This is a genomic window from Streptomyces sp. NPDC043878, assembly GCF_056435735.1.
The window spans coordinates 24,005-50,461 of record NZ_JBWKDW010000019.1 but is presented as its reverse complement, the minus strand read 5'-3'; the positions used below and the strand labels follow the sequence as shown (position 1 = coordinate 50,461).

30 protein-coding genes are annotated in these 26,457 nt (G+C 70.1%); 12 read left to right on the top strand and 18 right to left on the bottom strand.

The window, feature by feature from the left end:
* Positions 1-164 precede the first annotated feature (164 nt).
* From AC07AZ_RS25170 to AC07AZ_RS25160, 3 genes are all read right to left on the bottom strand, one after another.
* Positions 165-614 (bottom strand): hypothetical protein, encoded by a 450-nt coding sequence (locus AC07AZ_RS25170; protein WP_478851429.1) that lies wholly within the window; start codon positions 612-614, stop codon positions 165-167.
* Positions 615-694: 80 nt separating this feature from the next.
* On the bottom strand, positions 695-1,042 hold the full coding sequence (locus AC07AZ_RS25165) for a hypothetical protein (protein ID WP_478851425.1): 348 nt from the start codon (positions 1,040-1,042) through the stop codon (positions 695-697).
* A 152-nt stretch (positions 1,043-1,194) separates the two neighbouring features.
* Complete coding sequence (locus tag AC07AZ_RS25160) at positions 1,195-1,725, bottom strand: hypothetical protein (protein WP_478851423.1); 531 nt, start codon at positions 1,723-1,725, stop codon at positions 1,195-1,197.
* A gap of 526 nt (positions 1,726-2,251) precedes the next feature.
* Here AC07AZ_RS25160 and AC07AZ_RS25155 point away from each other — a divergent pair.
* Complete coding sequence (locus tag AC07AZ_RS25155; RefSeq protein WP_478851421.1) at positions 2,252-3,418, top strand: alanine--tRNA ligase-related protein; 1,167 nt, start codon at positions 2,252-2,254, stop codon at positions 3,416-3,418.
* Between the two features lie 142 nt (positions 3,419-3,560).
* On the top strand, positions 3,561-4,205 hold the full coding sequence (locus AC07AZ_RS25150) for a dihydrofolate reductase family protein (RefSeq protein ID WP_478851419.1): 645 nt from the start codon (positions 3,561-3,563) through the stop codon (positions 4,203-4,205).
* Between the two features lie 141 nt (positions 4,206-4,346).
* On the opposite strand, the gene AC07AZ_RS25145 is transcribed toward AC07AZ_RS25150, so the two are convergent.
* Together AC07AZ_RS25145 and AC07AZ_RS25140 are read right to left on the bottom strand one after the other, a co-directional pair.
* Positions 4,347-5,267 carry an NADP-dependent oxidoreductase gene (locus AC07AZ_RS25145; RefSeq protein WP_478851417.1) on the bottom strand — a complete coding sequence of 307 codons (921 nt, stop codon included), beginning with the start codon at positions 5,265-5,267 and terminating at the stop codon, positions 4,347-4,349.
* A gap of 96 nt (positions 5,268-5,363) precedes the next feature.
* Positions 5,364-6,002, bottom strand: coding sequence for an HD domain-containing protein (locus tag AC07AZ_RS25140; RefSeq protein ID WP_478851415.1), 639 nt, complete (start codon positions 6,000-6,002; stop codon positions 5,364-5,366).
* A 144-nt stretch (positions 6,003-6,146) separates the two neighbouring features.
* Between AC07AZ_RS25140 and AC07AZ_RS25135 the strand changes: the two genes are divergently transcribed.
* Both AC07AZ_RS25135 and AC07AZ_RS25130 read left to right on the top strand, forming a co-directional pair.
* Entirely contained in the window at positions 6,147-7,121 is a 975-nt protein-coding gene (locus AC07AZ_RS25135) for a GlxA family transcriptional regulator (protein ID WP_478851413.1), read from the top strand.
* Positions 7,122-7,359: 238 nt separating this feature from the next.
* Positions 7,360-9,804 (top strand): SpoIIE family protein phosphatase, encoded by a 2,445-nt coding sequence (locus AC07AZ_RS25130; protein WP_478851411.1) that lies wholly within the window; start codon positions 7,360-7,362, stop codon positions 9,802-9,804.
* Between the two features lie 73 nt (positions 9,805-9,877).
* Here AC07AZ_RS25130 and htpG read toward each other — a convergent pair whose 3' ends face one another.
* The 4 genes from htpG to AC07AZ_RS25110 form a co-directional block, all read right to left on the bottom strand.
* Positions 9,878-11,779, bottom strand: a complete 1,902-nt coding sequence (gene htpG / locus AC07AZ_RS25125) for a molecular chaperone HtpG (RefSeq protein ID WP_478851409.1) — start codon at positions 11,777-11,779, stop codon at positions 9,878-9,880.
* 75 nt (positions 11,780-11,854) lie between these two features.
* Positions 11,855-12,112: an aromatic-ring hydroxylase C-terminal domain-containing protein gene (locus tag AC07AZ_RS25120; RefSeq protein ID WP_478851407.1), complete on the bottom strand. Its 258-nt coding sequence runs from the start codon at positions 12,110-12,112 to the stop codon at positions 11,855-11,857.
* A gap of 40 nt (positions 12,113-12,152) precedes the next feature.
* Positions 12,153-12,302: a hypothetical protein gene (locus tag AC07AZ_RS25115; protein ID WP_478851406.1), complete on the bottom strand. Its 150-nt coding sequence runs from the start codon at positions 12,300-12,302 to the stop codon at positions 12,153-12,155.
* Positions 12,303-12,425: 123 nt separating this feature from the next.
* Positions 12,426-13,070: a MerR family transcriptional regulator gene (locus AC07AZ_RS25110; RefSeq protein WP_478851663.1), complete on the bottom strand. Its 645-nt coding sequence runs from the start codon at positions 13,068-13,070 to the stop codon at positions 12,426-12,428.
* A gap of 141 nt (positions 13,071-13,211) precedes the next feature.
* Here AC07AZ_RS25110 and AC07AZ_RS25105 point away from each other — a divergent pair, with 141 nt between their 5' ends.
* Complete coding sequence (locus AC07AZ_RS25105; RefSeq protein WP_478851404.1) at positions 13,212-13,826, top strand: dihydrofolate reductase family protein; 615 nt, start codon at positions 13,212-13,214, stop codon at positions 13,824-13,826.
* 381 nt (positions 13,827-14,207) lie between these two features.
* Complete coding sequence (locus tag AC07AZ_RS25100; RefSeq protein ID WP_478851402.1) at positions 14,208-14,675, top strand: hypothetical protein; 468 nt, start codon at positions 14,208-14,210, stop codon at positions 14,673-14,675.
* Between the two features lie 129 nt (positions 14,676-14,804).
* Here AC07AZ_RS25100 and trxA read toward each other — a convergent pair whose 3' ends face one another.
* The 4 genes from trxA to AC07AZ_RS25080 form a co-directional block, all read right to left on the bottom strand.
* On the bottom strand, positions 14,805-15,125 hold the full coding sequence (gene trxA / locus AC07AZ_RS25095) for a thioredoxin (protein ID WP_478851400.1): 321 nt from the start codon (positions 15,123-15,125) through the stop codon (positions 14,805-14,807).
* Positions 15,125-15,793, bottom strand: a complete 669-nt coding sequence (locus AC07AZ_RS25090; RefSeq protein ID WP_478851398.1) for a carboxymuconolactone decarboxylase family protein — start codon at positions 15,791-15,793, stop codon at positions 15,125-15,127. Before AC07AZ_RS25090 ends, trxA begins: the two co-directional genes overlap by 1 nt.
* Before the next feature lies 1 nt (position 15,794).
* Entirely contained in the window at positions 15,795-16,298 is a 504-nt protein-coding gene (locus tag AC07AZ_RS25085) for a carboxymuconolactone decarboxylase family protein (protein ID WP_478851396.1), read from the bottom strand.
* An 88-nt stretch (positions 16,299-16,386) separates the two neighbouring features.
* Positions 16,387-17,229 (bottom strand): SDR family NAD(P)-dependent oxidoreductase, encoded by an 843-nt coding sequence (locus AC07AZ_RS25080; protein WP_478851394.1) that lies wholly within the window; start codon positions 17,227-17,229, stop codon positions 16,387-16,389.
* 378 nt (positions 17,230-17,607) lie between these two features.
* Between AC07AZ_RS25080 and AC07AZ_RS25075 the strand changes: the two genes are divergently transcribed.
* Complete coding sequence (locus AC07AZ_RS25075; protein WP_478851392.1) at positions 17,608-18,258, top strand: TetR/AcrR family transcriptional regulator; 651 nt, start codon at positions 17,608-17,610, stop codon at positions 18,256-18,258.
* A 299-nt stretch (positions 18,259-18,557) separates the two neighbouring features.
* Complete coding sequence (locus AC07AZ_RS25070) at positions 18,558-19,343, top strand: polysaccharide deacetylase family protein (RefSeq protein WP_478851390.1); 786 nt, start codon at positions 18,558-18,560, stop codon at positions 19,341-19,343.
* A 94-nt stretch (positions 19,344-19,437) separates the two neighbouring features.
* Here the strand turns inward: AC07AZ_RS25070 and AC07AZ_RS25065 are convergent, their stop codons facing one another.
* Together AC07AZ_RS25065 and AC07AZ_RS25060 are read right to left on the bottom strand one after the other, a co-directional pair.
* A complete protein-coding gene (locus AC07AZ_RS25065; RefSeq protein WP_478851388.1) occupies positions 19,438-20,313 on the bottom strand; it encodes a PhzF family phenazine biosynthesis protein in 876 nt (291 codons plus the stop codon).
* A gap of 75 nt (positions 20,314-20,388) precedes the next feature.
* Positions 20,389-20,691: a helix-turn-helix domain-containing protein gene (locus AC07AZ_RS25060; protein WP_478851386.1), complete on the bottom strand. Its 303-nt coding sequence runs from the start codon at positions 20,689-20,691 to the stop codon at positions 20,389-20,391.
* A 66-nt stretch (positions 20,692-20,757) separates the two neighbouring features.
* Between AC07AZ_RS25060 and map the strand changes: the two genes are divergently transcribed.
* Entirely contained in the window at positions 20,758-21,540 is a 783-nt protein-coding gene (gene map, locus AC07AZ_RS25055) for a type I methionyl aminopeptidase (protein ID WP_478851384.1), read from the top strand.
* Positions 21,541-21,588: 48 nt separating this feature from the next.
* Here map and AC07AZ_RS25050 read toward each other — a convergent pair whose 3' ends face one another.
* Positions 21,589-22,461: a helix-turn-helix transcriptional regulator gene (locus AC07AZ_RS25050; RefSeq protein WP_478851381.1), complete on the bottom strand. Its 873-nt coding sequence runs from the start codon at positions 22,459-22,461 to the stop codon at positions 21,589-21,591.
* Positions 22,462-22,683: 222 nt separating this feature from the next.
* Here AC07AZ_RS25050 and AC07AZ_RS25045 point away from each other — a divergent pair, with 222 nt between their 5' ends.
* The gene (locus AC07AZ_RS25045; RefSeq protein ID WP_478851379.1) at positions 22,684-23,007 is read left to right on the top strand and encodes a carboxymuconolactone decarboxylase family protein; all 324 of its coding nucleotides are present in this window, start codon (positions 22,684-22,686) and stop codon (positions 23,005-23,007) included.
* Positions 23,008-23,035: 28 nt separating this feature from the next.
* Positions 23,036-23,437, top strand: a complete 402-nt coding sequence (locus AC07AZ_RS25040) for a (R)-mandelonitrile lyase (RefSeq protein WP_478851377.1) — start codon at positions 23,036-23,038, stop codon at positions 23,435-23,437.
* Positions 23,438-23,622: 185 nt separating this feature from the next.
* Here AC07AZ_RS25040 and AC07AZ_RS25035 read toward each other — a convergent pair whose 3' ends face one another.
* The gene (locus AC07AZ_RS25035; protein WP_478851375.1) at positions 23,623-23,844 is read right to left on the bottom strand and encodes a hypothetical protein; all 222 of its coding nucleotides are present in this window, start codon (positions 23,842-23,844) and stop codon (positions 23,623-23,625) included.
* A gap of 382 nt (positions 23,845-24,226) precedes the next feature.
* On the opposite strand from AC07AZ_RS25035, the gene AC07AZ_RS25030 reads away from it, so the two are divergent.
* A complete protein-coding gene (locus AC07AZ_RS25030) occupies positions 24,227-25,492 on the top strand; it encodes a serine hydrolase domain-containing protein (protein WP_478851373.1) in 1,266 nt (421 codons plus the stop codon).
* Positions 25,493-25,706: 214 nt separating this feature from the next.
* Here AC07AZ_RS25030 and AC07AZ_RS25025 read toward each other — a convergent pair whose 3' ends face one another.
* Positions 25,707-26,330 (bottom strand): malonic semialdehyde reductase, encoded by a 624-nt coding sequence (locus tag AC07AZ_RS25025; RefSeq protein ID WP_478851371.1) that lies wholly within the window; start codon positions 26,328-26,330, stop codon positions 25,707-25,709.
* Positions 26,331-26,457 lie beyond the last annotated feature (127 nt).

The window sequence follows — 26,457 nt, the reverse complement described above, 5'->3', positions numbered from 1 at the left end:
TATCCCCCCCCCCCCCCCCCCCCCCCCCCCCCCTCCCCCCCCCACCCCCCCCCCCCCCACCCCCCCCCCCCCCCCCCCCCCCCCCCCCCCCCCCCCCGAGCCCCTTTTGGCCGAATGTCCGGACTGCGGCCGCTTCTCGGACCGAGTCCAGGTCCGTCCCGGGCTCAGTCGGCGTACACCTTGCCCTGCTTCACGACGTAGTGAGCCGGCAGGGAACAGCCGATGGAGGGGGTGACCAGCAGACTCACCGTCAGCGGGGCAGGCTCGGTGCTCGCGGCCGACAGCTGGCAGACGGCCCCGCTGCCCGTGAGCGGGTACCAGAACCAGCCGTCCGCCTCGCCCACGGTCACGCGGTCCGATTCGTGCCAGGCCCCGTGGTCACGCGTGTACACCTGGAGGCGCACGGACGCCGCGTACTCGTCGTGCGTCGAGCGCAGCGCCGTCAGCGAGATCTTGTAGTCGGTTCCGAGGACGGAGGAGGCGATTTCCTGCGTCTGCCTCGCGGTGGTGTCCGCCGTCGAGGTACCGGTGCCGGCAGCGCCGAGCACGGCGGCCATCAGCAAGGTGAGCGTCGCGGCCAGGCCGCGGCGGATACGCATACGGTCCTTGTTCATGTGTTCCCCCGTGGGAAATTCGGGCCGGAAGGCCGGTTCGTTGCCGTTCGATGGTGAAAGATGCGTCGTGCGGACGCCGATCAGGTGATGATCGCCCTCCGCGGATTCGTCTTTCGAAAGGGATGCTCGCCGCGCCGTCCGCTGACGTCCATCGTTTCGAAGAGGGTCGAAATGTTCTGTCGGCACGGCCCGTTCGGTTCCCGGCCCAGCTCGGGACCGGAGATGCTCTGCCGTTCGAACGCGACCGACGTGTCCAGTCGCTGTCCGTCCCACACAACGACGCGGCCGACACCGCGACGTTCCGGGGCGCTCACCACCCCCCGTACGAGGTGACCTCCCCACCCGATGGCGAACGCACTGATGCGGCTCAGCAGTTCGCGCGCCGACTGGGCCTGCAGACCGGACAGGCCCGCCTCGTCCCACATCATCGATTGATCCCTCACAGTCGCTTCAACGTGCCCGCGGGCCTCGTCGACACCCTGCCGGGAAGGCAAGATCACGCCGAACACGTCGCGCGTCGAGGCAGCACCGCCCTCCAGCGGGGGAAGCCCCTGGTCTCCTCCCCCGCCGTGGGCGTGGATCAGCAGCGCTTGCTGGAGTAACCCCCCACCGGCGCGGGGTCACCGGCGGCTCGGACGGTGCCCGAGCCGGCCGTGCACTCGTTGACGGTGCGGGTGCCGTTGGACCAGAACTCCTGGGCGGTGGTGTTGGTCCAGGAACGCTTGCCCAGGACCTCGTCCTGCGAGTAGCTGTAGACGGCCGAGGTCACGTCGTAGTCCCCGACGGCGTCGCGGAAGCTGTCCCAGACCCAGACGTAGCCGTAGTTCTGGCCGCAGGACGGCGAGTAGAACTGCTTGACGGAAGCCACGGTCTTGCCGCCACGGGTGACGTACCCGGTGGAACCGATCTGGTAGGCGTCCGCGCACACCCCGGCGGCTCGAGCCCGCAGGCTCGCCGGGTTGCCGGCGGCAGACGGCGTGGTGGAAGCGGCCGCCACGGTGGTGCGCGCGGTCGGTGCGGGCGCCGGGCCGGTCCCGGCGGTGGCGATTCCGGCCGGGATGAGAGCGAAGGCGCAGGCCAGTGCCGCGGTGGCGATCTTGAGATGACGCATGTGGTGTTTCCCCCTGCTCGTCGTGGTTGAGCCACGTGTCATGACCGGTGTCACGACACGTGCTGAGACGTGCTCCGAAGTGGGGGTCGGCCAAGAAAGGCATGGCGTGGTCAGCGCGGGTCCCCGTAACACGAAGCGGCCACTTCCGGATTGCCCGGAACACTTCGGACACGAGGTGAGACCCGGCGGACGCCCAAAGGGTTGTACGGCAATGTTCTGGATCTTGGTGAGTGCCTGAGTGTGCTTCAGCCGGAGGGGCCGGCTGCGGGACCAGGTGAAAAACGGGGCGCCGTGAACGCCGCGGCCCGCTAACCTCGGCGCTATGAACGTCACAGGCCGACGCATCACCGCGACCGCGCGAGCGACCAGCTCGCCGGTTGCCGCCGCCTGACGTAGTTCTTCCTACCTCTACCGGCCACCGGAAACGGTCTGCCGGTGGTTCCAGGGCGTGCGCGCCCAGGTTCCGATGATCGCGCGGACGCGTTGTCCGGTGCCTCCCCCGCCGCGCTCGCGAAGGAGCCACCCCATGAACACAGAACTTGTCGCCCGCACGTTCGTCGAGTACTACGAGGAACGCGGCCACCGCCGGATCAGCGGCTCGACGCTTCTGCCGCCTCCAGGAGACCCCGTGCTGTTCACGACCTCGGGCATGCACCCGCTCACCCCCTACCTGGAAGGGCGCCCGCACGCCCTGGGCAGGAGGCTGGTCAACGTGCAGCGCTGTCTGCGCACCACGGACCTGGAGGAGGTCGGGGATACCACCCATCTGACCGTCTTCGAGATGCTCGGCACCTGGTCGCTCGGCGACTACGAGGGCCCGCTGAGCCTCGAATGGGGCTACGACCTGCTCACCGAGGGGTTCGGGGTCGATCCGGGCCTGCTGCACGTCACGGTCTTCGGGGGCGACGACCAGACCGGTCCCGACACCGCCTCCCTTGACCTGTGGCAGCGGCGCGGCGTGCCGGTGGAGCTCACCGTCGAGGACAACTGGTGGTCCAACGGACCGACCGGCCCCTGCGGCCCCGACTCGGAGATCTTCCTGTGGACCGGCGACACCCCGCCGGAGTCGACCCCGACAGGTGACGAACGCTGGGTGGAGGTGTGGAACCACGTGATGATGCGCTACCGGCGGCTCGACGACGGATCCCTCGTGCCACTCCCCCAGCGCAACATCGACACCGGACTCGGTCTGGAACGCCTGGCCTCACTGCTGCAGGGCCGGACGTCGGTGTTCGACTGCGATGTCTTCGCCCCCTGGCACAGCCTCGTGCCGGCCCTGTGGCAGCAGGACGAACTGTCGCGGCGACTGGTCTGTGACCACCTGCGCTCGGCCATGGTGGTGATCGGCGACGGAGTGCGCCCGGCCAACACCGGCCGCGGCTACGTGCTGCGCCGCCTGGTGCGACGGGTGCTCACCGTACTGCGGCGGGACGAACCCGGGCGCAGTCTCGGGGACCTGCCGCCCGAACTCGTCCAGCACACTCTGGACCACTTCCGCCAGGACGTGGATCCCCACGTCGTACGCCGGATCCTGTTGCAGGAGGAGCACCGCTTCGACCGGCTCCTGGAACGTGGCCGGCACGTGCTGGCCCGACCCCGGTTCCGAGGCCCCCTGAGCGACGATGACTTCCACTACCTCCACGACACCCACGGACTGCCGCGCGAGCTCGTCCTGAACCTGCGGTCGCGGTGAGGCGCGAGTCGACGCACGCCTCGGAAAGAAGTCGCGGGCCGCTGTCGATACGGCCGCCTCCCGTTCGACGTCATCATGTGCGGCGACTCGCCACACGATGACGACACTGGACCGGACTGACCTGGAGCTGACGAGGAAACCCATGGATCAACTACTGAAAGTCATGAACTTCTGCGTCTCGAGTGACGGGATCGGTGCCGGCGAGCACCAGAGTCTCGAGCAGCCGTTCGGCTTCGACCATCCCGAGAGACTGTTCACCTGGGCCGGAGCCACGGCGAGCTGGCCCATGCGTACGGACGCCGGGGGAAGCCGGGGCCTCGACGACTACTTCACCCGGGACTACGCACGCGACATCGGCGCCGAGATCATGGGCCGCAACAAGTTCGGACCCCAGCGCGGGCCCTGGCACGACCATGAGTGGCGCGGCTGGTGGGGGCAGGAGCCCCCGTTCCACACGCCCGTGTTCGTCATGACGCACCACACGCGCCCGTCGTTCACGCTCTCCGACACCACGTTCCACTTCGTCGACGGCGACCCTGCCACGGTCCTCGAACAGGCGCGGGAAGCGGCGCAGGGCAAGGACGTCCGACTCGGCGGCGGAGTCACCACCATCCGGCAGTTCCTCGATGCCGACCTCGTCGACACCCTGCATGTGGCGGTCTCACCGCTGAAGCTCGGGGCCGGGCTACGGCTCTGGGAGTCCCCCGACGAGCTGCTCGACCGGTTTCACCTGGAGGTGGTGCCCAGCCCGAGCGGCGTGACGCACCACCTGTTCTGGCGCAGGTGACGCGAGGACCCACTCACGGTCAGGCTTCGACGGTGAGAGGGGGGTCCGCCCCAGCGGACGCCCCTCTCACCGCGGACGCGCCCCCCAGTCCCACAGTCCCCAGTCCTCGATCCTCAGTCACCACTCCTCAGTCCTCAGTCCTCAGTCCGCGGCGACACGGATGATCGTCCTGCCGGGGATCCGCCGCTCAGGGGTGAGCGCGGCGGCTGCCTCGGCCAGTGGCCGCACCGCGCCGACCCGTACATCGAGCCGTCCGTCGCACAGCCGCCGCGCGAGGTCCGCGAGGCGCACACGGTCGGGCTCCACGACGAAGAAGAGCGCCCGCCCGTCCCTGGGCCGGACGGTAGGGGGATGGGCGATCGTCACGAGGGTGCCGCCGACGCGTACGAGCGCGGCCGAGCGGTCGAGGATGTCACCGCCGATCACGTCGAACACCACGTCGACCTCGCCGGCGTCTTCCAGCGCGTCGGCCTCCAGGTCCAGGAACGCGTACGCGCCCAAGCTGAGGGCGGCTTCTCGGTCGGCGGCGCGGCCGCTGCCGATCACGTACGCTCCCGCTCCGCGCGCGAGCTGTACGGCGATCGATCCGACGCCACCGGCGGCGCCGTGGATCAGGACACTCTGGCCGGTCCTGATGCGTGCGTGGTCGAACAGGCCCTGCCAGGCGGTCAGTCCGGAGATGACCAGCGCGGCCGCTCTCGTGTGGTCGACGTCCGCGGGAAGGGGGGCGAGGTTGCGGGCTTCCACGGCGACGTACTCGGCCAGCGAGCCGTTGCGGGTCCAGTCGGCCAGTCCGAAGACGCGCTGGCCGACGGTGAGCCCGGTGGTTCCGTATCCGAGCTCCGTCACGACGCCCGACACCTCGTGCCCCGGCACGCTCGGAGTGCGGTCGCGGCCGGCGCGGTCGGTCCATGTCGCGGGCCAGTCGAGCTCGCCGCGGGTGAATCCCGCGGCGTGAACGCGCACGATCACGTCGTTCTCGGCGGCATGCGGATGGGGCAGGTCGGTCAGGGTCAGGCCGCTGAGGGACGCGTCGCGGTCTCGGACGGTGATGGCTTTCACTGCTGTTCTTCTTCCGGGTCAGGGAGCGTAGGGATCGAGTACTCAGTGGATCCGAGAGCCATCGGTGTCACGGCCCGGCTCTCAGCCCTTTCGACATCACGTCGGCCAGGGCGCACCAATGATGCGTTCGACCATGGACGTGCGGCGGTAATCGGGAACGAAGTGCTCCAGCACGTCCGCGTTGATGGTCCCGTAGGTGGTGTCCGGTCGATCGATGAGTCCGTCGAGGAATTCCCGCAGGAATTCCTTTTTGAAATCTCCGCGCGGGTGGGCGGCGATGATGTCGTCGACCTGGCCGGCGTCCAGCCGTTCCAGCCCCGAGCCGATCGCGTCGGTCAGAACACCGTGGTGCAGGGTGGATGCCTCCGGACCCATCCGGCCGGGAATCCCGGGCGTGGTGTGCAGGGCGATCGCCGTCCAGACCGTTTCGGCGGCACTCTTGGAGAATCCGCGGTCGTGCAGGAACCTGCGCGCGTGGTCGGCGCCGTCGAGCTCGAAGCGCTGGTGCGTACCGGAGAACGGGGTCGAAAGGCCCGCGTCGTGGAACAGTGCGGAGATGTAGAGCAGTTCCGGATCGGGCTGGAGTCCGAGTTCCCGCGCGTGCAGCGACCCGAAGAGGAATACCCGGCGAGAATGATGGAAGATGAGGGGACTGTTCGTTAGTCGAATGAATTCCGCGGCCTCCGCCGCTGCCGCGGTCCGGGGAATTTCCACCCCTGCGATGATGTCGTTCATGATGTCCGTGCTTTCCGGTGCGAGGCGCTACGACGAGACGGTGTCCCTGTACTCCAGGGTGCGACGGCGGGGCGTTCGGCGCCGCCTCGGTCCGGCCACGGACCACTCGAATGCGGACACCTGTGGAACCTTGAGGAGCGAAGTGTGAGCCCTGACGTGCACCGGGTCGCGATCCTCGTCTACGACGGGGTCAAGCTGCTGGACGTCGCCGGTCCCGCCGACGTGTTCGGGGAAGCGAATCGACTCGGTGCCGACTACCGGATCGCCCTTGTGTCGGCAACCGGCGCCGACGTCGCCTCCTCGATCGGTATACGGGTCACCGTCGATGGCGGCCCCGCCTTCGAGCCGGCCCCGGACACGTTCGTCATGCCGGGTGGAGACGTCTATCCCCGCACCGCCGTCACGAGCGACCTGGTCGAGGCGACGAAGGATCTGGCGGCCCGTTCCGGTCGCGTCACCTCCGTCTGCTCGGGAGCCTTCGTCCTCGGCGCCGCCGGCCTGCTCGACGGCAAGCGTGCGACCACCCACTGGAAGATCGCACCGGAACTCGCCGCCCGGCACCCGAAGACCCGCGTCGAACCCGACGCCATCTACGTTCGCGACGGCACCACCTACACCTCGGCCGGCGTCACGGCCGGTATCGACCTTGCGCTGGCTCTCGTCGAGGAGGATCACGGCCCCGAAATGAGCCGGGAGGTCGCCCGCGCCCTCGTCGTCTACCTGCAGCGCGCCGGCGGCCAGTCGCAGTTCTCCGCTCCGCTGCAGGGCCCGCCGCCCCGGTCCCCCGCCCTGCGCAGAGTCGTCGACCTGGTGATGGCCGACCCCGCGGGCAGCCACTCCCCCAGTGACCTCGCCGCGCGTCTGAACCTCAGCCCCCGCCACCTCACGCGGCTCTTCCGGGACGAGTTGTCCACGACACCGGCCCGGTACGTCGAGTCGATCCGGTTCGACATGGCGAAGGCTCTGCTCGACCAGGGGCACACGGCGACACAGGCGGCGTCCATGGCCGGCTTCCCCAGTTACGAGAGTCTCCGGCGGGTCTTCGCGCGGGAACTGTCGATCAGCCCCGCCGCCTACCGGCATCGCTTCGGTACGGCCCGCCGCAGGCAGACGGGGTAGGCGCGGGCGGGCGGCGAGGTGAGGTGGCGGGTGGCGGAAGGCCCAGATCACAGGCATCGCGAGGGTCGTCCCGCTGACGGACCGCCGAGGGGCGGCGGGGACGCGCACCGGGTCTCGGTTGAGGGGGAGGCGCCGCGGCGGGACCCTGGAGGAGACCCGGTCGTCCGCAGGGTCCCCGGCCACACCGTCCGGCTCCGGTCGGGCGGGAACGCCGGGCGGGAACGAGGAAATGAGGCCCATGAACAGTCGAGGCGGTGAAGGCACCGCCGAGGGACACGTACCGGAGGACTTCGCCGTCGTCGTCGACGCCGGTGGGACGATCATGGCGTGGAGCGCCGGAGCCCAGCACCTGCTCGGATATGACGCCGGGGACATCGTGGGCGGCCGGGCCGCCGATCTGCTCGCCGCGGGCCTGCCGGAGTCCGCTCGGCGACACCTCGCCGAGCGCCGACGGGTGGCCTGTGAGGTGGCGCTACGGCACAGGGACGGCGACCGTGTCGTGGTGCGGCTGCAGACGACGCCGTTGGCCGACGCGGGCCCCGATCCGCTCTGGCTCGTGACCGCCGCCCCGACGGCGAAGGTGGCTGAGCGGCCCGACCTGGAAGTGGAGGTCCTGTGGGATCTCACCCTCGCGCAGCTCCCCGTGCCGGTGGCGATCTACGACCGTGAGGCGAGGCTGGTGGCCGCCAACGCGGTCATGGCCCAGGTGATGGGAATGACCGTGGAGGAGATGCGGGGACTGACCCTGCGGGAGATCCAGCCCACCGCGCCCTTCGACGAGTACGACCGTCTCCAGCGCCAGGTGCTGCGCACGGGAAGAACGGTGTTCCACGAGGCGCACGGCAGGGCTCCCGGTGAAAGCCGGGACCATGCCTGGTCGATGTTCTTCTCACCGCTGCTGGATGGGAGCGGCGCGGTGCAGGGACTGTCCGCGGCCGTCTTCGACACCACGGAGCAGTACTGGGCGCGCCGTCACCTGGCGGTCCTCAACGAGGCCAGCCTCCGCATCGGCAGCACCCTGGACGTCACCCGAACCGCCGAGGAACTGGCCGAGGCCGCTGTGGCCGGGTTCGCGGACTTCGTCACCGTGGACCTCCTCCAGTCCGTGGCGCTGGGCGACGAACCGGGGCCGGTACCGCCCGGCCGGCCGGTCACCGTGCGCCGTACCGCGCAGCGTTCGGTGCTGGAGGGCTGCCCGGAGTCGGTGGTCGCCCCGGGCGGCACGACCGTGTACCCGGTGGGGACACCGCCGGCCCAGACGCTGATCGCCGGCCGAGGCTCCCGGCACACGGCGGGCGAATTCGGCATTCAAGAGTGGGTCAGGTCCTCCCGGGCCCGAGCCGCGTCCGTCTCCAAGTACATGATCCACTCGGTGATGCTGGTGCCGCTGCGCGCCCGCGGAGTGACCCTGGGACTGGTGCACTTCCTGCGGCACCGCACGCCGGACACCTTCAGCGAGGACGACCTGCGGCTCGCGGAGGAGATCGTCGCCCGAGCGGCGGTGAGTGTGGACAACGCCCGCCGCTACACCCGCGAACGCCGGACGGCGCTGGCGCTCCAGCGCAGCCTCCTCCCCGACCGGCCGCCGGACCTGGCCGCGATGGAGGTGGCCTACCGCTATCTGCCGGCCGGTTCCGGCGCGGACGTGGGCGGGGACTGGTTCGACGTGATCCCGCTGTCCGGCGCCCGTGTCGCGCTGGTCGTCGGCGACGTGGTGGGCCACGGCATCACCGCGTCGGCCACGATGGGGCGTCTGCGGACCGCCGTACGCACTCTCGCGGACGTCGATCTCGCCCCCGACGAGCTGCTCACGCAACTGGACGACCTGGTCGTCAGGCTCGACCGGGAAGAGGGCCCGGAGACACGCGGACAGCCCGCGAACCCGACGGGAGAGGTCGGAGCCACCTGCCTGTACGCCGTCTACGACCCGGTGTCCCGGCGCTGCACCATGGCCCGCGCCGGGCATCCGCCGCCGGCCGTGGTCACCCCGGACGGCAGCGTCCGGATCCTCGACCTGCCGTCCGGGCCGCCGCTCGGCCTCGGCGGCCTCCCGTTCGAAGCCGTGGAGGTGGAGCTGGAGGAAGGCAGCCTGCTCGCTCTCTACACCGACGGGCTGATCGAGGCGGCCGACCGCGACATCGACGTCGGCCTCTCCCTGCTGCGCCGGGCTCTGAGCGGTCCGGCCGCACCGCTGGAGGACACCTGCGACCAGGTCCTGCGTACCCTGCTGACCCGTCGTTCCACCGACGACATCGTGCTGATGCTGGCTCGGACGGCCCCTCTCGGCACCGAGAAGGTGCGCACCTGGCGGCTGCCCCGGGACCCCGCGGCCGTGGCCGGGGCCCGCAAGGTGACGAGCAGACAGCTGGCCGACTGGGGGCTGGCGGAGGCGGCGTTCGCCACCGAGCTCATCGTGAGCGAGCTGATCACGAACGCCATCCGCTACGGCGAGGACCCCATCGTGCTGCGGCTCATCCGCGACTCGACTCTCATCTGCGAGGTCTCCGACGGCAGCAGCACCGCCCCGCACCTGCGGCGCGCCCGCGTCTTCGACGAGGGCGGGCGCGGGCTGCTGCTCGTCGCCCAGATCGCCGAGCGCTGGGGCAGCCGCCAGACACCCACCGGCAAGACCATCTGGGCGGAGCAGGCCCTGCCCACCGAGACCGGCTCCGGCTCACTGTGACATCCGGCCGGTGCGGGGCGCGGCTTGTGTCGGGGCGCCCGCCGGGTCACCGGCCGGCGGGCGCCCCTCCCCTTCAGTGGAGCGAGCGCTCCAGACGCTCCGCCACCAGTTTCACGAACCGCGCGGGCTCCGTCGGCTGACCGCCCTCCGCGAGTACCGCCAGGCCGTGCAGCAGCTCGGCGGTCTCGACGAGCTCGGCACGGTCCTCGCGCTCCTGGTACGCCAGGTTCAGGCCCTGCACGAGCGGGTGCGTGGGGTTCAGTTCGAGGATGCGCTTGGTGGGCGGAATCTCCTGGCCCATCGCCCGGTACATGTTCTCCAGCGCCGGAGTGAGGTCATGGGCGTCTGAGACGACGCAGGCCGGGGAGACGGTGAGGCGCGTCGACAGGCGGACGTCCTTGACCTCCTCACCCAGCTGCTCCTTCATCCAGTCCAGGAGACCGGCGTACGCCCCGGCCTGCTTCTCCCGCTCGCCGTCCGACGGCTGGTCGCCCTCGGCGTCGAGGTCGATCTCGCCCTTGGCGACGGACCGCAGCCGCTTGCCCTCGAATTCGCCGACGGCGTCGACCCACACCTCGTCGACGGGGTCGGTGAGCAGCAGGACCTCGATGCCGCGGGCCCGGAACGCCTCCATGTGCGGGGAGTTCTCGATGCTCTGCCGGGACTCGCCGGTCATGTAGTAGATGTCGTCCTGGCCGTCCTTCATCCGCTCCACGTACTGCTGGAGCGAGGTCTGCTCCTGCTCCGCGTGCGTGCTGGCGAAGGACGCGACGGCGAGCAGGGCGTCGCGGTTGTCGGGGTCGCCGAGCAGTCCCTCTTTCAGTACGGCGCCGAACTCCCGCCAGAACGTGGCGTACTTGTCGGTGTCCTTGGCCTTCATGTCCTTGACCGAGGACAGGACCTTCTTGGTCAGCCGGCGCTGGATCATCCTGATGTGCCGGTCCTGCTGGAGGATCTCACGGGAGACGTTGAGCGAGAGGTCCTGCGCGTCGACGACGCCCTTGACGAAACGCAGGTACGGCGGCAGCAGCGCCTCGCAGTCGTCCATGATCAGCACACGCTTGACGTACAGCTGGAGGCCGCGCCGGAAGTCCCGGGTGAACAGGTCCTGCGGGGCGTGCGCCGGGACGAACAGCAGGGCCTGGTACTCGAAGGTGCCCTCGGCCTGGAGGCGGATCGTCTCCAGGGGGTCGCGCCAGTCGTGGCTGACGTGCTTGTACAGCTCGTGGTACTCGTCGTCGGAGACCTCCTCGCGCGAGCGCGCCCACAGGGCCTTCATCGAGTTCAGCGTCTCGGGTCCGGGCGTGTCCTCGCCGTCGCCCGCCCCGGGGAGGAGCCGGATCGGCCAGGTGATGAAGTCCGAGTACCGCTTGACGATCTCCTTGATCTTCCAGACGGACGTGTAGTCGTGCAGCTGGTTCTCGGCATCGGCCGGCTTCAGGTGCAGCGTGACGGCGGTTCCCCGCGGCACGTCGTCGACGGTTTCCAGGGTGTACGTGCCCTCGCCGCGCGAGGACCACCGGGTGCCGCTGCTCTCCCCGGCGCGCCGGGTCACCAGGGTCATCTCGTCGGCCACCATGAAACCGGAGTAGAACCCGACGCCGAACTGCCCGATCAGCCCTTCGGCGCCGGCAGCGTCCTGGGCTTCCTTCAGCTCCTCGAGGAAGGCGGCGGTGCCCGAGTTGGCGATGGTGCCGATGAGCTTGCCGACCTCGTCGTACGACATCCCGATGCCGTTGTCCCGCACGGTGAGCGTACGGGCGTCCTGGTCGAGGTCGATCTCGATGTGCAGGTCGGACGTGTCGGCGTCGAGGCTGTCGTCCCGCAGCACGGCCAGGCGCAGCTTGTCGAGCGCGTCGGAGGCGTTGGAGACGAGCTCCCGAAGGAAGACGTCCTTGTTCGAGTAGACCGAGTGAATCATCAGCTGGAGCAGCTGACGGGCCTCTACTTGGAACTCCAACGTTTCGGTCGGCATGTTCGCTTGTCCTCCACAGTGACTGGGTCGCCGGAACAGGTGACAGTCACTGTAAAACACCAAGTCATGGGGTCGTCACCGCTGTTCGATGGTCACCGGCGACACTCGGCGTGAGACCTGTGGGAGCGCCTCGCCAGCCCGTCGGAATTTCGCCGGCCCGGCGGACGTGTGCGGCCCCGCCACGCCTGTCGGGGGCCCGAACCAGTGGTGCAGGACCTCGCGCAGCTGCCGGGCGCCGGCGTCGTGGGACTCCGGGGGCTTTCCCGTCCAGGCGGCGTGGCCGTCCGGGCGCACGAGTGCCGCGCAGACGCCGGGCAGGCTGCCGGGCCGCACCGGCGCCACCGTCACACGGTCCGCCCACGGCCGGGCCGCCTCACGCAGCGGGTCGGTGACGGACCGTCGTCCAGCAGTAGCACTCCGCCTCCCGTGCCGCCAGCAGTCGCACTCGGCCGTGGCGCAGGTGTTCGGCCAGCCGGGCCGCGTCGCCGAACCGGGTCAGCCAACGGGCTTCGGCGATCTCCACATGCCGGCCGTCCCAACGCCCGGTCCAGGGCGCTCTGGAAGCCGGTCGGTGTCACCGGCTCGTCCCGGTCGTCCGGCGGCTGGGGGTCACTGGTGATCAGCCGTACGCAGCCGGCACGGCCACTCACCCGAAGCCGTATCGACGTGCGGACTCCTCTTCCTGCGCCAGCCTGTGCAGGGCCTGCAGCATCGGCTCGACGAAGATCGCCGCGGCGACCGCCGTCTCGGCCTTCTCCGCCTCCGAAGCGTGCCTTTCCACGAAGTCCAGGTCGAGGACGGCGGCCTGGTGCATCAACCGGGCGTACGACGCGATGACTTCGGGGTCCCAGTCGAAGCCGAGTCGCCGGAAGGTGGCCACCGACGCCACCAGGGAGCGGTAGGCGGGCGAGATCGTGACCAGGGCCTGGGCGTTGGACCAGCCCACCGTGTCCAGAAGCTGGTCGACCTCACGGCGTGCCCGCTGGACCTGTACGTCGTCGGCGTCCGGCTCGGGTACCTGCGGCAGCGCCCACAGGGCCGCCCCCAGACGCATCGTGCGGCCGAGGGAGTCGTCGTCGACGTGCTGGAAGACCTCCCGGACGGTCGCCACCGGCACCCGCGCGACCTGGATCATCGCGCGCACCAGCCGCAGCCGGCGCAGGTGCTCCTCGTCGTACTCGGCCGTGGTCGCGTTGACCTGGCGGCCCGGCGTCAACAACCCTTCGCGCAGGTAGTACTTGATCGTCGCGGTGGAAACGCCGCTGCGCTCACTCAACTCCGCCAGCCGCATCTCTGCCCCTTGCCTCATCTCCCGGACCACCCCTTGAGAAGTGACACTATCCAAGCATCACCCGAGGGACAGTGGCGCTCCGGGGGCGCCCGCTTCGCGCGTGAGCGATGAGTTCGGGGGGTGGATCGGGTCCACACCGTCATGACTCGAATCATCGCCGACATCTCGGTCTCCCTGGACGGCTTCGTCACCGGACCCGACCCCGCCCCGGACAACGGTCTCGGCACCGGTGGTGAGGCTCTGCACATCTGGGCGTTCTCCACCGATCCCGACGACCGCCGGCTCCTGCACGAGGGAACCGAACGCTCGGGCGCCGTCGTCCTGGGCCGTCGGCTGTTCGACCTCGTCGACGGCCCTGGCGGCTGGGACGACACGACGGGCTACGGCGCCGGCGAGGTCGGCCAGCCGGCCTTCGTCGTCGTGACGAGCTCGCCGCCCGAGGCGGTGCGGCTCGCCGACCTCGACTGGACGTTCGTCACCACCGGCCTGTCCGACGCCGTCACCGTCGCGCGCGAGCGCGCCGAGGCGAGGTCGTCCGAGAGCGGGAAGGACCTCGACGTCGTCCTCATGGGCGGCGGCGCCACGATCGCCTCGGCACTCGACGCCGGGTTGGTCGACGCCCTGACACTGCACCTCGCTCCCGTCGTGCTGGGCGCCGGGACACCGCTGTTCACGGGCGCGTCACCGCGCACACTCGTGCAACGGAGCGTCACCTCGACCACGACCGCGACCCACCTGACGTACGACGTGCTGTGACAGCGTCGATACCGGGGAGGGGGTGGTCGTGGATCGCTCGGCTCCGTCCCCTTCCCCCTTCCCCTTTCCGTTCCCGTTCGGGCAACCTTCGCGAGCGCCCGGCGGTCTTACCGCGTGCCCTTGCCGGGCGTCGGCATGTGGGCGAGTGTCTGAGGGAGGGGGGAGCCGAGCACGGAGACTGCTTCGTCGACTCCGACGGGGTCGTCCGTCGGCCCTACGGCCGCCCCAGTGCCGAAACCGTGCCGCACTAGTCTGAGCTGCCCACCCTGCCGGGCGGGACGACGCACGCCGTTCTCGGGGAGGACGTGCGGTCAGCTCTCGAGAACGCCTGGGGCGCTCGTCCCGTCACCTGACCCCCAGCCTGCTGAAGCGAGTCAACCCGTGAGTGACGATGTCCTGTCGGTCATTCCGACCGACCCGCGCTGGCAGCCCGACCAGGCCGCGGCCGACCGTGCCGTGGCGTTGGTGACAGACCTGGCTCCCGGGCTTCCCGACGGCATGGACGTCGGGATCGACGTCAGGTGGCACCCCGCGCCGGCCCTCGTCGACTGTGGCCAGAACCTGGAGAGGATCGGCTGTCCGCTCTGCGGCATGTCGATCGACACCCAGTGGTGGGCCGGTCACCTCGACACGACCTACCAGCAGGGGTTCGCGACTCTCGCGGTGGACGTCCCCTGCTGCCGCGGCGCGACCTCGCTGGACGCACTGGACTACGACTGGCCGTGTGGCTTCGCCCGGTTCGAGATCGCCGTCCGGAACCCGGCGCGCGCATGGTTCAGCGACGACGAGCTGACGGCCGTCGGGAAGGTGCTCGGGCATCCCGTTCGCCAGATCAGGGCTCACCTCTGACATTCCTCCCCCCTGAGCGATCGGCGCCGGGTGCCCCGCCCCGGATGTCGGTACGGCCGGCGCGGCCGGGCCAGTGCGTGGCCGCGGTGTCGACTCCGCAACGGCCCGGGATCTCCCGCACGGACCGTCTCACACGTAGTCGGCCAGCTCGCGCAGAAGAGCCGGCTTGGCCCGGGCGCCGGTGATCTGCTTGGTGAGCTGTCCCTTCACGAAGACGGCGAAAGTCGGCACCGACATGATCTCGTAGCGGGCGGCGACCCCTTCGGCCTCATCGATGTCGACCTTCACGACGCGCAGTGTGGCGCCATGGGTGCGCGCGATGTCGTCCACCATCGGCGCCATCATCCGGCACGGCCCGCACCAGGCGGCCCAGAAGTCGACGAGTACGGGGATCTCACTGCGCAGTACCTTCTCGTCGAACGTCGCTTCGCCGACCGCGATCGCCGTCATCACGCCCGCCCTGGGGAGGGCGCGAGCGTGGTCCCCACGGGCAACGGCGCGTCGCCGGGACCCTCGACGGCGACGCCGCGGCTGCGGAGTTCCTCGATGGCCTCGGCCAGTTCGGGAGAGGTGCCGTAGACGTCCTCCGTCGGGAAGAACAGCCGGGAACTGGCCTCCTTGCCGGGGTCCAGGCCCAGAGTGATCGTCACCTTGCTCGCCGTGGTGTGCATGGACAGCAGGACGAGGTCGACCATCTCGTCCTCGGTGAAGTACTGCCGGGCCTGCTCCCACATCTCGTCGGAGACGAGTCCCGGGTTGGTGGAGATGGCCGCGGTGATCCGCAGCGCCGCCTTGATGTCGTCCTTGAGGGAGCTGGTCTCGAAGTGGCTCAGCGCGGAGACCATGTCCTCGTCGAGGCCGGCCTGGACGGCGACCGCCTGCCGCGCGTTCTGGCAGTACTGGCAGTCCTGGACCTTGGCGTTGTAGAGCCGGACGAGTTCGTGCAGGACGGGGTCGAGCTGGAACGACTTCCTGGTGCGGACCGGGATGGCGGCCAGCCGGCTCAACTCGACGGGGATCGCGATGGCCGCGACGGGGTTGTCGTTGTCGTCCTCGCGCTCCATCTGGATGAAGTAGTTGTCCAGGAGTTCCGCGGGGATGCGGGGAGTCGTCGCCATGTCAGTTCCTCACGGTGAATGCGGGCATGGTGGCCGGTGCGGTGTTCGACGCGGTGACGCGGAACGCCGAGTTGGCGCGGGCGAACTGGTCCATGACGCCCAGCGCCTTGGTCAGGTAGACGAACTCCTCGGGCGTGAGATGTACCCGGACCCGCTCCACGTCGTCGTCGGTGATGCCGCTCGACTGGATGGCGAACTGTTCGGCGTACTCGAGCACCGCCTTCTCGCGGTCGGAGAACAGCTGCGACTCGGGGTACTCCGCCAGCGCGCTGATCTTGTCCTCGGACAGTCCCGCCGTCCGCGCCGGGACGTATCGCAACGACAGGTCGAACTCGCTCTCCACCAGCTGGGCGATCCGGATGCGGCACAGTTCGAGCAGGACCGGGTCGACGCGCCCGACCGAGTCGTTGTAGTCGCCCATGAAGACGTCGTAGTACTCGGGGCGCTTGCCCCACACACGGTCGAGATCCGTCGGTCCCTCGACGGTCCCGCTGACTCGGCTCATACGCTTTCCTCCTGTGTGCCGCGACGCTGGTCGCCGTGTTCGTTCCAGGTGCTGTCGGTGCGATGCGCCGAGCGCGCCGGCCGTCCGGTCATACGGCAGCCTCCTCGGGGGCGCCGAAGGCCATGCCGAGGCCGTACTCGGCCATCACGTCGGTCATGTACGGCATGTGGCAGAGCATGCCGCCGTCGACGTCGAGGATGGCTCCCGTGACGAAGGCGGCGTCGTCGGAGGCGAGGTAGGCCACTGCGGCCGCGATGTCCTCCGCCTCGCCGAGCCGGGGCGTGAGGGTGTTGCGCAGCTGGATGTCGACCATGGCCCCGTGCACGTTGCGGCGCCCGCCCTCGGTGCGGATCAGTCCGGGGCTGACGCCGTTGCAGCGGATGCCCTGCTTGCCGTAGATGGTCGCCACCGACTTGATGAAGATCGCGATGGCGCCCTTCGATGCCGCGTAGGCGATCGCGCCGAGGTCGCCGAGCTTCGCTGAGCCCGAGACGGTCATGACGATCGCACCTCCGCCGGCGTCGAGCAGGTGCGGGATGGCGTACTTGCAGCCGGCCAGGTAGCCGCGGACGTTGACCGCGAACGTCCTGTCCCAGACGTCGAAGTCGATGTCGACCGGGTTGGTGTCGCGCGCGGTGTGGTCGGGTGCCATGATCGCGGCGTTGTTGTGCAGCACGTCCAGGCGGCCGAAGTGGTCCACCGTCGTCGCGACGAGCCGCTCGACCGACAGCACATCGCCGGCGTCGAACTGCACTCCGAGCGCCGCGTCACCGATGCCGGCGGCCACCTTCTCGGCCAGCTCACCGTCGATGTCGCCGACGACGACCCGCGCTCCCTCCTCCGCCAGCCGCCGTGCCGTCGCCGCTCCGATGCCCGAGCCGCCGCCCGTGATCAGTGCGACTTTGCCGTCGAACCGTTCCAGTGCCGCCATGCGCGTACTCCTGTCCGTCCAGTGGGATGGGTGGTGCGATCCGGGTCCGGGCGGCCGCGAGGAGGCTCCGTGGGAAGCCGGCGTTACCGCGGAACACTCAGGCCTCCGAGTGGCCGGCTGGTGCGCCCGAACGTGGGGAGGGTCTGCCAGGGGACGCGAAGCGAGGTTCTTCGCGTGCGGGTACGCCCGCCCGGATGGTGGGCGGGGTCAGGGAGTCCAGCGCGTAATGAACACTGTTTATTTAGCTAGGTGTGCTCTATCACGTCCAGTGTCGGGAAGGTAATAAGCAGGTAACGAACGCCGTATCGGTGGTATCTGTTCGGTGGTATCCGTTGAGCCAGCGGCCGCAGCGGCCACGTCGAGAGGCAGGTCGGCAGCATGATCGGCGAGGCAGCGCCCCGGGGACGCGGCATTCCCCGAAACCTCAGCCGCGAGAGGATCGTCGAGGCGGCACTCGCACTCGTACGCGACAGTGGCGTCGCCGGCCTGTCCATGCGGAGACTCGCGGCCGAACTGGATGCCACCGTGGCCGTCACCTACAACTACTTCCCGAACAAGTCCGCTCTCGTCGACGCCGTGTCCGAGGTCGTCATCGACACCATCCTCACCGCGGACGATCCCCGCCTGCACTGGCGCGAACGGCTGCTCCGGCTGATGCTCGCCCAGGGCCGCGAACTGCTGCGCCACCCCGGGATCGCGCGGTTCCTCGTGGAGAACCACACCAAGCGGGCCGCCACACGGTGGACGGAGGCCAACCTGCGCGTCCTGCTGGACGGCGGCTTCAGCCCGGCGGCCGCGGCGAAGGCGTTCTCGCTGATCGCCTTCTACATCAACCCGGCGTTCCTGATCGAACGCCCCGAGGTCGGCAGCGAACGGCCCGTCGCCCCCGAGGACGCGCTGATGGCGGAGCCTGATGCCTTCCCCGCGATCCGCGCGGTGCGACCGCACCTGGCGGGGGCAACCTTCTCGGCGCAGTACGAGCAGGGCGTCCGCACCCTGGTGGCGGCGCTGACGCCGGACACCGAGTAGCCAGGGGCGAACACCGGGGCGGCTGCCCGACGGCTGCCCTCTTCGGCGGGGCCGCCTCAGCGGGACGACGGCGGCCCCCGCAACGTCCCGTACAACGCGGCGAAGGTGTTGCGGACGCATTGACCAGGCGGGGGTGCCGCTCTCGGCCGGCCGCCCGGATGACGTGCGTCTGCCCGGATGACGTGCGTCTCGAAACCTGTGCAGAACCGTCCGTGATCCGTAACAGGCGGATCCTGCCCCCGCTTTACCTCGTCCTGACAGCTGAACAGGCTCACCGGGACGACGAGGAACAGGCAGATATGGCGCGGCATGGCGGGCGGGGATGGCACGGCCGGGTACTGGCGGCGGCAGTGGGAGTGACGGCGGTGGCAGCTGCCGCCTCGGTGTGGACCGCGCAGGCCAGCCCCGTCGAGGGGCGGCAGGGGGGATCGGGCGCTTCGGCGCGCCCCTCCGCACCGGGTTCCGGCTCCCGCGTGACGCCGGTGTCGGTGGACATCGCACATGCCTCCGACCACGGCGCCCGGGGCGTCAACATCACCATCGATGACGGGCCGGACCCGGTCTGGACTCCGCAAGTGCTGCAGGTGCTGCGGGAGAACGGCGTCAAAGCGACCTTCTGCATGGTCGGCACGCAGGCACAGGCCCATCCGGACCTGGTCAAGTCGGTGGTAGCGGCCGGGCACCGGCTGTGTGACCACTCGGTCTCGCACGACACCACCATGGACACCAAGCCCGAGTCGTACCAGTCCGAGCAGATCCTGGACGCCGAACGAATGATCACCGCGGCCTCCGGGGGCGTCCGGCCGATGTACTACCGGGCACCGGGCGGCGCCTTCACCCCCTACAGCCGGCGCCTCGCCGCCTCCCGCGGAATGCGGCCGCTGGGGTGGAACGTCGACACCAAGGACTTCGAACTCCCCGGCACGGACGCCATCGTGACCACGGTCAGAAGCGAGATCGCCAACGGGCCCACCGTCCTCTTCCACGACGCGGGCGGGGACCGCTCTCAGACCGTGGCCGCTCTGCGCCAGGTCCTGCCGTGGCTGAAGCAACAGGGCTATTCCTTCGGCTTCCCGGTGCGCTGAGCCCGCGGGTCGCGCCCGACCGGCGGAGGCACGGTCCCGGAGGCGCGGTCACAAGCGATCCCGAAGCATGATCACCTGCCGGCGGTGAAGTCGTTCAGCCGATGCGGGCTCCCGCACCGCTCACGCGGACGCGCGGGTCCCCCGCGTGCAGGGTCACCGTGATTTCGCCGGGGCGGCCCAGGTCCTCGCCCTGGTGCAGGGAGAGGACGCTGTCCTCCGGGACGAGGCCCAGTTCGCGGGCGTACGCGCCGAACGCGGCGGCAGCGGCGCCGGTCGCCGGGTCCTCCACGACGCCGCCGACGGGGAACGGGTCACGGACGTGGAAGACGGTGGCCGACTCCCGCCACACCAACTGGACCGTGGTCAGGTCCAAGCGGTGCATGAGGGCTTCGAGGCGCGTGAAGTCGTAGGCCAGGTCCGCGAGACGGGCGCGTGTGGCCGCCGCGAGGACGAGGTGGCGGGCGCCGGCGAACGCGATACGGGGTGGGAAGGCCGGGTCGAGATCGACGCCCGGCCAGCCGAGCGCGGCGAGGGCCTCGTCGAGGTCGGCGCCAGCGATCTCCTCGATGTACGGCTCGACACTGGTGAGCGTGGCCCGGACCGTGCCACTCTCCTCGGTCACCTCGACCGGCACGGTCCCGGCGCGCGTTGCGAACACGAGCTCTCCGGGACCGATGCGCTCGGCGAGCGCGATGGCGGCCGCGACGGTGGCGTGACCGCAGAACGGCACCTCGGCCCTGGGACTGAAGTAGCGGATGCTGAACGCCCGTCCTTCTCCGCCGCCGAGGCCCTCCGGTGGCGCGGTCAGGAACGCGGATTCCGAGTATCCGAGGTCCGCGGCGACGGCCAGCATGTCCTTGTCGTCCAGGGCGCTGGCGTCCAGTACGACGCCGGCCGGGTTTCCGCCGTCAGGGGTGGTCGAGAAGGCGGTGTAGCGCAGTACCTCGGACCGTGGCACGTTCGTCGTCATGGCGATCGCAACGCGGGGCCGCGCCGCGGCTATTCCCGAGGCGGGCCGAGCGGCCGCGCTGCCGCGGTGTGCGATTCACGACGTCAACTGCCGACGTGCGCGGTCACCGGAGTGGGCCGGTCCGGCGCCATGCTCGGGTTGGCTGATCTCTGCCCACACCGCGTCCAGTGAGAGGCCGAGGACATCGGCGATCGCGGCGATCGTCGGGAAGGCCGGGGTGGCCACACGGCCCGACTCGATCTTCCGGAGGGTCTCCGGCGAGACACGTGCGTCGAGTGCGGTCTCGAGCATCGAGCGCTCTCCCCTGGCCCGACGGAGGAGGGCGCCGAGGCGCTGTCCGCGTTCGACCTCTGCGGGAGTGAGCGGCAACCTGACCATGGAGCCGATTCTAGTACCGGTATAGTTTGGCCGGTATAGTTATTGGTCGCGTGAGAAGGGCGCCTCATGATCGAGATCCTGAACCCCACCCTGTTGGCCCGAGCAGGAGACACAGGCGCCCTGGTCGCAGACATCCTGCAGACGCTGAAGGGCCGTAGCACGGTCGGTACGAACCTTCTGGACATCGACCGGTGGACCAAGACCATGATCGCCGAGGCGGGAGCGCTGTCCTGCTACGTCGACTACGCGCCCTCCTTCGGGCGCGGCCCGTTCGGCCACTACATCTGCACGGCCGTCAACGACGCGGTACTGCACGGACTGCCGTACGACTACACGCTCACCGACGGTGACCTGCTGACACTCGATCTCGCCGTCTCCAGAGGCGGCGTCGCCGCGGACGCCGCCATCAGCTTCATCGTGGGCGACACGGAGCCCCCGGAGAGCGTCGCGATGATCCGTGCGACCGAACGCGCGCTGGCCGCGGGGATCGCCGCTGCCGGGCCGGGGTCTCGCATCGGCGACATCTCCCACGCCATCGGAACGGTCCTCAGCGAGGCGGGGTACCCGATCAACACCGAGTTCGGGGGTCATGGCATCGGTTCGACGATGCACCAGGACCCGCACATCTCGAACACCGGGCGACCCGGCCGTGGATACAGACTGCGACCCGGGCTGCTGCTGGCGCTGGAGCCCTGGGTCATGGCGGACACGGCCGAACTCGTCACCGACGCCGACGGGTGGACGCTCCGAAGCGCCACAGGCTGCCGGACGGCACACAGCGAGCACACGATCGCCATCACCGAGGACGGAGCCGAAATCCTCACCTTGCCGAGGCAGGAGCGGCTCTGAGACAAGGCGCGTTCGCGGGCTGACGCACCGATGCCGCGGCCCCCATGGTCATGTGCGCCGGTCCAGCTCCGTGTCTTCGGTGGCGGCCCAGGCGGACAGCAGGCGCAGGGCGTCGTGATCGGGCGTGCCCGGCTCGGCCGTGTAGGCGGTGAGCGTGAGTCCTGGTTGGGCAGGCAGGGCCATGGCGTCGAAGTCGAGGCGGATCTCGCCGACTTCGGGGTGGCGGAACGGTTTGCGGCCCGTGTGGTGCAGGCGCACGTTGTGCTTGGCCCAGGCCGTGCGGAACTCATCGCTGCGGGTGACCAACTCGCCGATCAGATTGGTGAGTTCCGTGTCATGCGGGGCGCGTCCCGCCTCGGTTCGCAGGAGCGAGACGGTGGTGTTGAGCGAGGCGTCCCAGTCGGGGAAGAAGTCCCGCCCGGCGGGGTCGAGGAACTGGAAACGGGCGATGTTGACCGGGCACGAGGCCCTGCCGGCGAAGAGCGGCGCGTACAGGGCGTGGCCGAGGCGATTGATGGCCAGAATGTCCAGACGCCCGTTGCGCACGAAAGCCGGGCTGTCCGTCATGGAGTCCAGGACTCGCTGGATGGTGGCGGGGATGGGGCCACGCGTCTTCTTCGGACGGCGGGCGGGACGCTGTCGCTGCGCGGCGGCCAGGTCGTAGAGGTGCGCGCGTTCCGCGTCGTCCAGCTGGAGGGCACCCGCGAGGGCGTCGAGGACTTCCTCGGAGGCACCGGCGAGGTGACCGCGCTCCAGACGGACATAGTAGTCGATGCTGACACCGGCCAGCAGGGCGACCTCCTCGCGGCGCAGCCCCGGCACGCGGCGGTTTCCGCCGTAGGCCGGCAGACCCGCCTGCTGTGGCGTGATCTTCGCGCGGCGCGTGGCGAGGAACTCGCGGATGTCGCTGGCGGTGTTCATACAACCAGGCTAAATGTCCTGTGCCGGGGCTGGGGGGCCCTGCGAGTACCTGGAACGGCAGTACCTTCCGCAACCGGGTCACCTGCGGTTTCCTCGACAGGGAGGTAGCCGGTGGGCGGTCCGGGCGCGGTCGCGCGGGCCGCTGCGGCTGCCGGGCAGGCCCGTATCACCGGGAGTGAATCTGCCGGACACGGGTTTCACACCATCGCGAGGAGACACGACATGGCGAAGCAGTCCGCGCCTCAGGAGCTGGCCGAGATCGCGCCCAAGCTGGTCGACGTCACCGACAACGTCCTGTTCGGTGACATCTGGGAGCGCCCCGGGCTGTCCCCGCGGGATCGCAGCCTGGTCACGGTGAGCGTGCTGGCCGCTCTCTACCGCGGCGAGCAACTCCCCTATCACCTGGGCAAGGCGCTGGAGAACGGGTTGAGCGTCGAGGAGCTGTCCGAAGCCATCACGCATCTTGCCTTCTACGCCGGATGGCCCAACGCCATGACCGCGATCACCCAGCTCAAGCAGATCGCCGACCAGCACGCCGCCGCCTGACGGCGGTCCGCCCCAAGGAGTACCGACCATGGAACTGTTGAAGAAGCAGCCGACGACGAAGCTGCCCGCCGAGTGGTTCACCGGCGACGCGTGGGCCGATGTGATCTACCGCGGGGAGGAGCCCTCCCGGGCCCGGGCCAACGCCGTGCGCTTCGCTCCCGGCGCCCGGACCGCCTGGCACGGCCACGGTCTGGGCCAGACCCTCTACATCGTCGAGGGCATCGCCCTGATCCAGTCCCGCGGCGGCGAGATCCTCCAAGCCCATCCGGGCGACGTGATCTGGACTCCGCCGGGCGAGGAGCACTGGCACGGCGCCGCCCCGGACCACTTCATGACCCACATCGCCCTCTGGGAGACGGACGATGTCGACTGGCTCGACCACGTCACCGACACCGAGTACGGCGGCCCGCGCACCAGCACCCGCCTCTGATCGATCCGGACCGTCGGTGCGGTCATGACCGGCGGCATCGGCGCCGACCGAGTGGCGGGGTCCGGAGGCCACATCCGGCCCGTCCCCTACGCCTCGGCCGGCGCCGCGCTCCGTCGAGCGGCAGCCCGACTCGCCGGAGAACCGGACCGGACGCCCGGTAGCGGGTCACCGGCTCGCGCCCCGGGTCAGAACAGCTCTTCCTGCTCGGCGGTCGGCCCGCACCGCGGTGCGGGCCGTGCCGGGCCACGTGAGGGCGCCTCGTCGCCGAACAGCGGGGAGGTGCCGCACTCGTCGGGTACCGCCGGGACGGCCGTCGACCCGACGGGCACATCCAGGCGCAGCGGAGCCTCCCGGTCGAAGTCGTCCGGGGTCATGCGCACCCAGTCCCGCCCCTGCCGCTCGCTCACTCGACCGCTCCCGTCGCCTGTCCTGACTGCCGCTGCTCGCCGCCTCTCATCTTCCCGGCATTCACATGCGGCGATCATGACGAAGCCGACTTCACCGACAAGAATTTCCCCGCCCCGAACGATCTCCCGGCACAGGACCATGTCGTTGACGGGTTGTGCTCGCCCGGACCTTCGGTCACCCGTAGGTGTCCGCCCGCCACCGCGGACGCGGCTGCACGTGTCCGCACCGCGAGGTGTGCGCTCCGGTGGCCCCGAGCCGCATCGGTCGGGACCGTGCGTGGGTACCGAGTCCGCGACGAGGAAGTGAGAGGGGGGATTCCCCCAACTCCCGCCGGGTGGTGCCGTCATGGTGCCCGTGGCACCGTTCGCTGAAGCTGGGCTCATGACCAGACCAAAGGTGAGGAAGGTGCGCTCGCGCCTCGCGGCCGCGCTGGTCGGCGCGGCACTCGGTGCCGGTGCCCTGGTGGTGCCGGCCTCCGCGGCCCCGGTTTCGGCGGCTCCCCTCCCCTCCGCGGCCCCGTCGCCGCACAGGGAGACGAGTCCGTTGAGCCGGGCGGAACTGCGAACGGAGGTGGAGCGCACGCTCGAGCAGGCGGGATACGTCGGTATCTCGGTGGAGTTCCGCGACGGGCGCCACCGTGTCCGGGCCCGGGCCGGGGAGGCGAAGGTGGGCACCGGCCGTCCCGTTCCCTACGGCGGCGCTCTGCGGGCCGTCAGCGCGACGAAGCCCTTCGTCGCCACCGTGCTCCTCCAACTGGTCGCCGAGGGAAGACTGTCCCTGGACGACACGGTGGAACGGTGGCTGCCCGGAGTCGTCACCGGCAACGGCAACGACGGCAGCCGCATCACCGTCCGCCATCTGCTCCAGCACACCAGCGGCATCCACAACTACGACTACACCGACGACACCGGCGCCGACGCCGCCGCCTTCCTGCGGCACCGGTTCGACCGCCTGGAACCGGAACAGATCGTCGCCGGAGCGATGCGCAGCAGACCCGACTTCCCGCCGGCCGACCCGGGCGACCCCGAGCCGAACTGGAACTACTCGAACCCGAACTACGTACTGGCCGGAATGATCATCGAGAGGGTCACCGGTCGCTCCTGGGCGACGGAGGTACGCGACCGGATCGTCCGACCGCTCGGCCTGAGCGGCACCCACGCTCCCGGACACGACCCGTTCCTTCACGGACCGCACGCCCACACCTACCACCGGTTCCCCGGCTCGGAAGGCTGGACCGACACCACCGTCCGCGACATGTCCTGGGCCGACTCCGCCGGTTCACTCATCACGACCGAGCGCGACCTGGACCGCTTCTTCAGCGCGCTGTTCGGCGGCCGCCTCCTGCCGCCGCGCGAACTGACGCTGATGCGCCACGTCGTGCCGGTGGGTGAGGACTTCCAGGTGCCCTTCCCCGGACTGCACTACGGACTGGGCCTGATGCGTCAGCCCCTGACCTGCGGCGGCTACCGCTGGGGGCACGGCGGAGACACCGACGGAGGCACCGTCAGAAACGGCTTCACCCGGAACGGGGAGCGCGGCGTCGTCATCAGCGCGACCGGCAAAGTGCCCCAGGAGGCCTGGCTGTTGCGCGCTGAGGCGGCCGTTCAGCGGCTGGTCGACACCGTGCTCTGCAGAGGCGTCCGGTGAGCCGCGCCGCCGCCGGCTGCACGAGGATTCTTCACGGTGGCGGCCGCGGCCCTGAGGACAGTCCGCCTCGATGAAGCGGTCGCGGTCTGCCGACATCCGGCTGATCTCCCTGCTCGACTTCGGCCCCGTAGCCCGCAGCCCGGTTCAAATGGGCGCCGGTGCTGGGAGAGATCCGGCGCGCAGGGCCAGGAACAGCTCGCCTCTGCGAGTGTCTTCAGGCCCAGGCGACGGCGTCCTCGACGGACACGCGGGGCAGCCGCGGGAACCAGGGGTCGGTACCGGGGTGGCCGATGTTGACCACCAGATGCGAACGCCAGCTGGTACCGGCGAAGAACTCCTCGTCCACGCCGGCCTGGTTGAAGCCCGCCATGGGACCGGCCGCGAGCCCCGCCGCGCGCACCGCGAGCAGGAAGACCCCGGTCTGCAGTGCCGAGTTGTACGACGCGAGGGTCTCGCGTGCCTCGATCTGGTCGGCGAACGCCGCCCGCAGCATCTCGCCGCGGGCCGGGAAGACAGTCGGCATCTGCTCGTGGAAGTCGACGTCGTACGCCAGGACCGCCACGACCGGCGCACGGAGTGTCTTGGCCTTGTTGCCCTCGTCGAGATGCCGGACCAGGCGTTCCTTGCCCTCGCGGGTGCGCACGAAGAGCACCCGCAGAGGCTGACCGTTGGCGGCGCTCGGCGACCAGCGGGCGAGGTCCCAGATCAGGGCGAGTTCGTCGTCGTCGACGGCCGTCGCGGCGAAGTTGTTCACCGTGCGGGCTTCGGTGAACAACAGCTTTCGCCCGGCGTCGTCGAGGACATCGAGGGTCTGCGGTCCACGGTCGGTGATGCTCACGGTTTCTCTCCTGCTTGGTTGTGCGGATGGTGTGGTGGGGGGGGGGGGGGGGGGGGGGGGGGGGGGGGGGGGGGGGGGGGAGGAGGGGGGGGGGGGGGAGGGGGGGCGATACCGCGCCTATATACCC